At 59.8% G+C, this 6312-nt stretch carries 3 protein-coding genes and 1 pseudogene; 2 read left to right on the forward strand and 2 right to left on the reverse strand.

Translation table 11 applies throughout. The annotated features are described in order from the left end of the window. Nucleotides 1-22: 22 nt before the first annotated feature. Together A9974_RS24550 and A9974_RS24555 are read left to right on the forward strand one after the other, a co-directional pair. Entirely contained in the window at nucleotides 23-640 is a 618-nt protein-coding gene (locus A9974_RS24550) for a VOC family protein (protein WP_183006795.1), read from the forward strand. 141 nt (nucleotides 641-781) lie between these two features. Then, the gene (locus A9974_RS24555; protein ID WP_183006796.1) at nucleotides 782-1354 is read left to right on the forward strand and encodes an NADPH-dependent FMN reductase; all 573 of its coding nucleotides are present in this window, start codon (nucleotides 782-784) and stop codon (nucleotides 1352-1354) included. A gap of 893 nt (nucleotides 1355-2247) precedes the next feature. Here the strand turns inward: A9974_RS24555 and A9974_RS24560 are convergent. Together A9974_RS24560 and A9974_RS24565 are read right to left on the reverse strand one after the other, a co-directional pair. Then, nucleotides 2248-3692 (reverse strand): annotated as a pseudogene (locus A9974_RS24560) (IS1182 family transposase). Between the two features lie 590 nt (nucleotides 3693-4282). Further along, a partial coding sequence (locus A9974_RS24565) for an autotransporter outer membrane beta-barrel domain-containing protein (RefSeq protein ID WP_255468313.1) occupies nucleotides 4283-6312 on the reverse strand: 2030 nt, incomplete at its 5' end.

Consider the following 6312-nt stretch of genomic DNA (forward strand, 5'->3'; position numbering starts at 1 on the left):
ACTTGATGTCTGGAGATAACAGATGAATGAAAACAAAGTCTTTAATTTCAACGGTATCGACCATATTGCTCTGACGTGCAGCGACATGAAGAAGACCGTTGACTTCTATCACGGAAAGCTCGGCATGCCGGTGCTGCATACCATCGAGTACTTCGATGAAAAGCAAGAGCTTCTCGGACAGCATTGGTTCTTCGGAGTGACTGATAAGTCCAACCCAGATGCGCACATAGCGTTCTTCTGGTGGAAGAACGGATATCAAACGTTGCCTGCCGCTGAGAAGGCCGAAGGCAAAAAACCCCCCAACCCGTTCGCCCGTCCCATTGGTGGCATGCTCCATCTGAATCTGCGTGTTGCACCCGAGGATTTGCCAGTCTACGCTGCGAAACTAACTGAACTTGGCCTTCCCTATCGCCAGGTTACACGCTATCGAAACGACGACGCCGCGCAGAAACAGGCTACCGGTTTGGTCACTGAAGGCATGCGCGGCACGACAACACGAGACGAATATCATCAACCTGAAGAAGGCTGGCTGATGAATTCGATCTATGTATTCGACCCTGATGGGAACGAGGTGGAATTCAACAGCTGGTCGCCCGAATGGCGCGGCTGGCGAAATGACCACATTGCCCAGAGCAATTAGGACCTGGGGTGACCATCGAAGCGTGACGATGGTCGCCGTCCTGGCATCTGTCATCTCGCACGCTTAGGCGTTGAACTGTCCCCGCAACAGTCGTGAACCGACATTTCAAATCAACTTTTCTGGCGGCCGCCGGATATCTATATGACCTCAAAACCGCGCCTTAACATCATCATTGCAAGCACCCGACCGGGGAGAGTAGGCCCTCGGATAGGAGAATGGATCGATCTTTTGGCGCGGTCGCGTGACGATTTCGAAACCAGCCTGATTGATCTGGCCGAATTTCAGCTGCCTGTGTACGACGAATCCCACCTTCCCAAGAACAAGAATTACGAGCACCAGCACACGATACGATGGGCACGGAGTGTCGACTCAGCGGACGCATTCGTCTTTGTCGTACCCGAATACAACGCTCACCCCACGCCAGCACTAGTCAATGCGCTGCATTTTTTGTTTCACGAATGGAACTACAAGGCCGTAGGTTTCGTGAGCTATGCATATGCATCTGGCGGATTACGCGGTGTGCAGGAGCTCAAACCCTTGATGCTGACATTGAAACTGGTGCCCTTGGTTGAGCAGGTGATGATCCCCATGTTCCATCAGCACCTGTCTACTGAGGGCAAATTCGAAGCCAATGCTGTCCACACTCAAGCAGCCGAGACCATGCTCGATGAGCTATCACGATGGACCACGGCGCTCAAAACTTTACGCGCATAGTTGTGACCAGAAGTTGATCAAGTCATTCAATGGCGAGCGCAGGATCTCTACGTTCCAGCAAGTCCTTACCGCAGACCCAAAACGCCAGTGCGCCAGGCTTTGGTGTAAGTCGGCGTCGCGGCGGAGCCGAAAACTCCCGCACTGCCGAATGCTTAACGGTGGATGGGACGTCACCGTCCAGGTAGCCAGTAACGGTGGCGCTGCACTACGGGCGGTTGCCGAGTTTGCAATACGCTGTATCCACTAGGCCGATATATCGCGGCAGCCATCTGCAAAGGTCAACGCTATGCACTTCGAATGCTTCGGGTGACATCATAGGCGGCGAAAAGCAGATCTAACCGAGCCGAACTGGCCTCGTGAGTAGATGGATCTTCAAAAATGCCTTCCTCTGGCTTCGCCGTCTCCGGCGGCTGCTTCAGGACTCGCGAAAGGCAACCCGTTTCCGACATCTGCCCAATCCGCCCCTTGCGGTTGCACGGTCACGTTTGCGCGCCACAACCCGGTCGTAAACCCGGGTCTTCCCCCGAAATTTCTCGGACGCGGACATAAATGCGGTGCCCAAAGTGTTCAAGCTTGATATCCATCGCAGCCCCGGTCTGAAATCCTATGCAAATCGTACTCCACCGAGGATTTTCCATGTTAGACCCATCCGCTGAGCCCGTCTCATTCAGGCAAAGGCCGTCAAAAAAGGTCTCAAGTGAGCCCATGCAATGCAGGTCCGCTATGGGTCGAGGCTGTGTGAAAACGCTTTTCGTCCCGACAGCCATAGCGCAACCGTCTGGGCCGCACCGACTTGGGCGGTATTCAGTTCAATTTTCCGAAGCGAGGCTCACTCTGGACCGTATGGGCGGCCCGGATAGGGCCTGAGGTGTGTCCTTGGGCACATGAAGGGCTCAGCCGCCCATCGCCAACATCGCTTTCATCGTCTGCTGGAGACCCAGAATGTGTATGACCTGCTTGAGGATGTAGGCCAGCACATTCAAACTCATTTCCGTGTTAACATTGCGCGAGCGGCGAGTGAGGAAGTGGGTGTAGCCCATCCAATGCTTGAACGTGCCGAACACGTGTTCCACTGTGCGCCGCCGCACTTTCATCGCGTCGGGCATCCGGTCTAAACGGCGCTGGGCCGCCTCAAGCACGGCCTCGTGTTCCCATCGACTGATGTGCCGATAAGCGCTTGGTGTGCATCGTTCCTTCATAGTGCATTGTGGGCAGGCGCTACTCCAGTAGCGCCGCAATTGCAGACCATTCTCCTCCCGGGTGAATCGGTGGATGGCACGCTGGCCCGCAGGGCACTGGTACTCGTCGTCCTTCGCGATGTATATGAAGTCCGAACGGTCGAAACGGCCTTCGGCCTTGGCATTGGAAGTCGTGGGCTTGGGCAAGATCGCATCAATACCTGTCTCCGCACATGCCTTGATCTGAGGCGCGCTGTAGTAGCCGCGATCGGCAATCGCACGCAGTCGCTTCTTGCCCATCGCCTCCCGCGCTGCTTGTGTCATCGATGCCAAGGAGTCCCTGTCATGACCTCGGTTCGTCACTTCGTACGCGACGATCAGATGGTGTTTGGCTTCGACAACCATCTGCACGTTGTAGCCGACCATCCCCGGGCCCCGGCCACTGGTAGCCATCGAGCGGGCATCCGGGTCAGTCACCGACAGTTGATCGCCTGGACTAACTTTGAGTCTTCCTTGACGTCATCCAGCGCGCGCATTTGCTTGCGCAGGCGCTCGATCTTGTCATTGAGCCGATTGGTCCTGGCCTCGATCTCGACAGGTTGTGTGCGGTCCGCAGTGTCGAGCGCCGCCAGATAGCGGTGGATGCTCTCCTCAATCTGCTGCTGACGTTTGTCTATCTTGGCGGCTGTGAAGTTCTTGTCGCGCGTGTTGACTGCCTTGAACTTGCTTCCATCAACGGCAACCAGGGCTCGACTGAATAGTTTGAGGTCTCGGCATACGGCAACAAATCGCCGGCAAACGTTGCGAATGCCCGAGCCATTGTCACGGCGGAAATCGGCGATGGTCTTGAAGTCTGGCGCCAGACGGCCGACGAGCCACATCAGTTCGACATTGCGTTGGCACTCTCGCTCGAGTCGACGACTGGACTGGATCCGATTTAAGTAGCCGTAAATGTAGATCTTCAGTAGCACGGCCGGGTGATAGGACGGGCGGCCGGTAGCTGCTGGTGCCGCCTTCTCAAATCCCAGCGATGCCAGGTTGAGCTCGTCGACAAATGCGTCGATTATGCGCACGGGGTTGTCGTCGGCGATAAAGTCATCCAGGCATTCCGGGATCAACGCTACCTGCTGCCGGTCCTGACCTTCGATGAATCGGGGCATGTCGACTCCCGGAATCGAGATACCAAACTCTATCTACACAACCGTAGCAGCGTCAAAGAGTTTTCACACAGCCTCGGTCGAGTACAGTCATCTGCGCTGGGCCACGTCTACCCTGTACCTAAATTTCGGTACAGTACAGGTACAGTGACCAGTTTTCACCAACTCAGGTAAAATACTCTAACCTACTGATTTTAAATTTATTTTACCTATTTCAACCTACGCTAGAATTCGCCCCATTTCCCTGTAGAAACACTGTAAATCACCGACTCAAAATCCCCCGCCGCAAGGCGTGCCGGTTCGATTCCGGCCCCGGGCACCATCCATAAAATCAACGACTTGCGCCGCGACGCTCGGCGCCCTAGCCGAAAATGTTCCGCATCCCGTTCCGCTTTGCTTTGCGAACGCGCGATCGCGTGGAATTCGGTGCATGGCCCGCTGGCCCTTCCAACGGAAGGCACCCTACGCAGCCCCTATCAGATACTGAAGACTGAAGCACACCGACCTGCCGCTCAAGCAGCCCGGCGTGCGCAACAAGCCGCCCGTTCGCGAGAAGGACGCTCGTTGCCCCAGCTATCAGATTGACCCGCGCCTCAAAACTGCCAGCGCACTTCCAAGCGTCCGGTATGGTCCTGGTTGGCGCTGGCGTACTGGCCGGCGTAGGCCACGCCGATGGTGGCGGAGCGGCTGACGGCCAGGTCGGCGCCCAGTTCCACCAATGCCGCGTCGCGACTGATGGGCGCGCCCGTCACGTTGAATGCCTGGCCTGCGTTGAATGCCAGGCGCGACACCGGCGCCACATCGCCGAACGCGTGGCGCCAACCCAGGCCCGCCGACACCGAGCCCGCCATCGTGCCCAGCGTCACGGCCTGCTTGCCCCGCAGGCCGAGCGTCGTCGTGGTGGTGTTGCTCGTGCTCGACGCTCCCGACAAGGCCGCGCTGCCGCCGGATTCGCTGAAGCCGCGCACGCGCTGGCCCGCCCAGGCAATGCCTGCATAGGGTTCCATGGTCAGGCCGTTCGCGACGCCGACGGCGTAGCCCAGCTCGGTAAAAACCTGCGTGGTGTTGCCGCCGTAGTCCGCCGTCAGGGTCTGGTCCAGTCCGCCCACGCCGATCTGGCGGCGGGTGTGGATGTCGTGCCAGGAATAGGCCGCGCCCGCCAGCACGTTGAGCTTGCCCGCGCCGAGGGCGAAAGCCTTGCCGCCGTACAGGATGGCGCTATAGCTGGAAATGTCGGCCTGGGACGCCCGGTCGTCCACGGACAGCCGGGAATCCGTATAGCCCACCGCGCCGCCCAGGCGCCAGCCGCTACCGATGTCTCGATCGGCGCCGGCAATCACGCCGCCGGTATGCTGGCGCGCCGCCGCGTTGTTCCCGGTAGCGCCGATGTTCTGCCAGTTACCCACAAGTTGAGCCCAGACCGGACGCGCCTGCGATGCAGGCAATGCCGAGGCCGGCGGCGCCGCATCGCTGACGCCTGCGGCGGCCGTTGGCGCGCCGGCCGTGCTGCCGGCGGCCAGGTTGCCGCGCAACTGGCCCAACGGCACGTTGCGCACGGTGCCCGAGAGGTTGTTCAGTCCCGCCCCCACGGTGGCATGCACCTCGCCGGAAAGGGCCGAGAAGAAGCCTTGCGGACCGCCGACAGGCAGGTTGATTGCCGCGCCATAGACGCTGTGCGACGTCGGCAGGGTTTCAACTGCGTCGGCCACCGCGCGTGCATTGCTTCCCGACACCAGATCCGCGAAGCGCAAAGGCGTGCCTCCGCCCGGCGTCGGGTCGGTACCGCCATTACCGCCGGGATCGACAGGAGTGATCTTGCGGCTCAGTGTCAACGTAACGCCTTTGTCGTCCGCCGAGTACGACAGCGACGGCGTGAGGTAGGCCAGGTCGCTCGTGACGCCAGCAAAGCGCGAGCCGCCGAAGGTGCCCGCCGCCGTCAATACGACCTGGCTGAATCGCTCACTGTATGCGCCAGGCTGGGCCAACACCTGAACCGTGGCGCCAGCCAATTCCGCGGAACCGCTGACGTCAAGCCTATCGAACGCAGTGGGCGTAGCGCGCACGGCGTAAATCCCATTCACGCCCAACCCCAGGCTGCCGTCGACGAAGACCGTGACCGTCGAGCCGCCGCCCAACTGCAGGCGGTTGCCTGTGCCGGATAGCTGCACGGCGCCGACCGTGACCGCCCCCAGCCCCAACTCCACGGTATTGTTGTCGCCGGATACCGAGATCGCCTTTCCACGGCTGCCGCCATTCCCATCGACGCCAGCCATGATCGTACCGTGCTGGAACACCGCGCTGCCATTGCCGCTCACCAGCACGCCGACCCCGCCCGTGCCAGACAACCCGAATGAGCCGCTGCCGCCACCATTGCCGCCGCGAATGTCGCCGGTATTGAGCAAGCGCTGGTTGTCCCTCATCATGACGACCCCCGCTCCGCCATCGCCGCCACGACCGGCAATCGTCCTGGGCTGGCCATTGTTCATGGAGGAGATTATGCCCGCACCACCGCCGCCACCGCCCCAGATACTCCCGTGGTTCTCGAGCAGCCCGCCCGCGCCTTCGAGTGAAAATCCGACCCCGCCGGTGCCGCCACGGGCATTGAACACACTCTCGATATAGG

It is taken from the genome of Achromobacter sp. UMC71, from assembly GCF_014170305.1.
GTDB lineage: Bacteria > Pseudomonadota > Gammaproteobacteria > Burkholderiales > Burkholderiaceae_B > Achromobacter.

Bases quoted from the DNA above. Each gene is read 5' to 3' on its own strand.
- A9974_RS24550 (WP_183006795.1), top strand. From the start codon at position 23: ATGAATGAAAACAAAGTCTTTAATTTCAACGGTATCGACCATATTGCT.
- A9974_RS24555 (WP_183006796.1), top strand. From the start codon at position 782: ATGACCTCAAAACCGCGCCTTAACATCATCATTGCAAGCACCCGACCG.